Source organism: Hymenobacter lapidarius (assembly GCF_001816145.1).
GTDB classification, from domain to species: domain Bacteria; phylum Bacteroidota; class Bacteroidia; order Cytophagales; family Hymenobacteraceae; genus Hymenobacter; species Hymenobacter lapidarius.
The window spans coordinates 1-508 of the sequence record NZ_MDZB01000052.1; the positions used below are offsets into that span (position 1 = coordinate 1).

Sequence of the window (508 nt, forward strand, 5' to 3'; positions counted from 1 at the left end):
GGCTCAGTCGTCGGTCCCAGTGCAACCAGCTGATGGAACGCTCCACAACCCAGCGCGTGGGTTGCGGGGTAAAGCCGCCGCCGCCGCTTAGGCCGGGGGCTGTTTCGAGCCGCCAGCCGCAGTGGGCCCGGACCCACTCAGCCAGGGGCCGGCCGTCGTAACCGGCGTCGGCGAGTACGAGTTTTAGCCGTTTAAAGCCTTGTTGGTGTAACTTTTCGAGGACCGCCCGGCCCCCGGTCCGGTCGTTCTCGTTGGCGGGCCCGACGTGGGCGGCCAGCAACCGGCCGCCCGTGTCGACGGCAAGTTGGCGCTTGCGTCCCGGAATCTGTTTGTGGCCGTCAAAGCCTTTGTCGAGCACCCCGCGTTCGCTGCTTTTAATGGATTGCGCGTCCACGACGGCCACGCTCGGGCTGGGCTGGCCCGAGGGGGCCGACCGCTGGCGGTCCTGCTCGACTAGTAGTTTGTTGAGCCGCGCCCACCGCCCGTCGGCTTGCCAGCGGCGGAAGTA

At 67.9% G+C, this 508-nt stretch carries 1 protein-coding gene; it reads right to left on the reverse strand.

The annotated features are described in order from the left end of the window. Positions 1 to 508, reverse strand: a 508-nt coding sequence (locus BEN47_RS02205) for a transposase (protein WP_083322031.1), incomplete at both ends; no start/stop codon positions are given.